The organism is Haloarcula sp. H-GB5, from assembly GCF_054850705.1.
In genome coordinates, this window is sequence record NZ_JBTWBG010000024.1 from 1 (window position 1) to 1,609 (window position 1,609).

The 1,609-nt window shown below is 60.2% G+C and carries 3 protein-coding genes; all 3 read right to left on the reverse strand.

Going from position 1 to position 1,609, the window contains the following annotated elements:
- Positions 1-98 precede the first annotated feature (98 nt).
- Positions 99-647 (reverse strand): hypothetical protein, encoded by a 549-nt coding sequence (locus tag ACYJ11_RS21315; RefSeq protein ID WP_461649388.1) that lies wholly within the window; start codon positions 645-647, stop codon positions 99-101.
- Positions 648-777: 130 nt separating this feature from the next.
- Positions 778-1,035 (reverse strand): hypothetical protein, encoded by a 258-nt coding sequence (locus ACYJ11_RS21320; RefSeq protein WP_008313500.1) that lies wholly within the window; start codon positions 1,033-1,035, stop codon positions 778-780.
- A gap of 123 nt (positions 1,036-1,158) precedes the next feature.
- The coding region (locus ACYJ11_RS21325) for a beta clamp domain-containing protein (protein ID WP_461649389.1) at positions 1,159-1,609 on the reverse strand (451 nt) is incomplete at its 5' end.

Here is a 1,609-nt window from a genome sequence, read left to right on the forward strand (position 1 = left end):
TGGTCTGTCTTCGGGACGCGCTCTCGGGCACGCCCCCGCACCTCCACTGGGGGGACAGAAAATCGACTTGCTGACTGAGCGAGAGCGAGGTGAGCTGGCTACCTGTACCGCTCCGGCGGATAGAAGACGACGTGGATAGCCGAGCCAAGGTTGTACCACGATTTCGGGAGGACAGAGACTTCTAGTCCCCACTCGGCTGCAAACTCGAAGACGTCGAACCAGAGATTGTGGGGCGGCTCTTGGGAATCCAATCGCTCAATATTGCCGGGGTAGACGTGCATCGAGTACAACGCCGGCTCGCCATCGTCAAGCCAGAGCGTCGAGTGGTCGTCTGCTGGCGGGCTGTGAGGCGGCCCCTTCGGGTCGCTGTCGGCGTCAAGCGGCGAGTGGGGGCACTCGTCGTCGCCCGTGATAAGACGCCGGATACAGGCTGTCTCGGCAGGTGCATCGAGGTCGAAGGCTTGCGCGAATGCATCGCGCTGGTATTCGACCATGATCGCGCCGAGCGCTTTCCAAATGTCCGCCCACGTTGGGTCCTCTGGCTCGTGATCCAGATAGTCGTGGACGGCCTCGCGCAGCTGCCGGTACTCGTCCCATGCCGGCACAGGCTCGTTCGGGCCGGGTGTCGGCCAGTCAGTGCGGTCCATACGCTTTGGAAAATTCTGATAGGGTATCAACTCTCGGGACGTGCCAGTACGCCGCGTCAGAGAAGAGACGTTGCCGCTAACCAACACTGAATGGAATATGGGGCACTGTGTTGGTTAGCCTGCGAGTCGGCTACTCCTCGCCTCTAGCCTCCCAGCCCTTGTGGAAGTACACCAGCGCCATGTCGGAGTCAAAGCACTGCCCGGACGGAACGTGCTGCAAGACTTCGTGTTCTGGGACGGGTTCGACCACACCCTCATTGAGTAGACTGGTAACCACCTCACGCCCTCGTGGCTCGTCGATCTCGACGGTATCGAGACGCCGTCGGTCACGGTCCTGTGCGATCTGTTCGCGCTCGAAGCGTTCGTAGTCTGGAACGGTCTGGTCCATAGAGGAAAATCCCCTCACCCAGCCGGGGAGACACAAAATTAGCGCTAACCAACAGTCGAGAAGTATGGCGGTCGCTGTTGGTTAAGACACACCACCGTCTCCGCAAAACCACGGGGAGCCGAGTCAGTTCGGGAGCTTCGGCGCGATCACGAATTGCATCGCTCCATCGGCGTCCGGGAACTCCGATTTCAGCACAAGCGGGACTGAGTCCCCGATATGGAGAACCCGATTCGTGCCGTCTGGCAGGCCAGCATTCGCCGATTTGACGAGCGACGAATCCAGTTTCACCGCCACATCCGCAGGCTCGAAGGCGATGAGATCGGTGTCGTCCCACCGGTAGGTCATGCTGTCAGTGTCGCCGTCTGCCGCAAACCGCACTTCTCCGGCATCGGCGTCAACAGAGAGGGCAAACCGGTCGGCAAGCATATCGGCTGCGTCGAGACCGAGCGAGATATCGTCTGGACTCAGGTGGACGGTTGCCGGGATGTCGATATCCGGCATCTCGACAGGGTAGCGGAGCGATTCAACCGCCTCAAGATCAATAGTGCGCGTTATCCCGTCGATATTGATTTCC

Excerpts from the sequence above, each read along its gene's own strand:
- ACYJ11_RS21320 (WP_008313500.1), bottom strand. The coding sequence starts at position 1,035 with ATGGACCAGACCGTTCCAGACTACGAACGCTTCGAGCGCGAACAGATC.
- ACYJ11_RS21315 (WP_461649388.1), bottom strand. The coding sequence starts at position 647 with ATGGACCGCACTGACTGGCCGACACCCGGCCCGAACGAGCCTGTGCCG.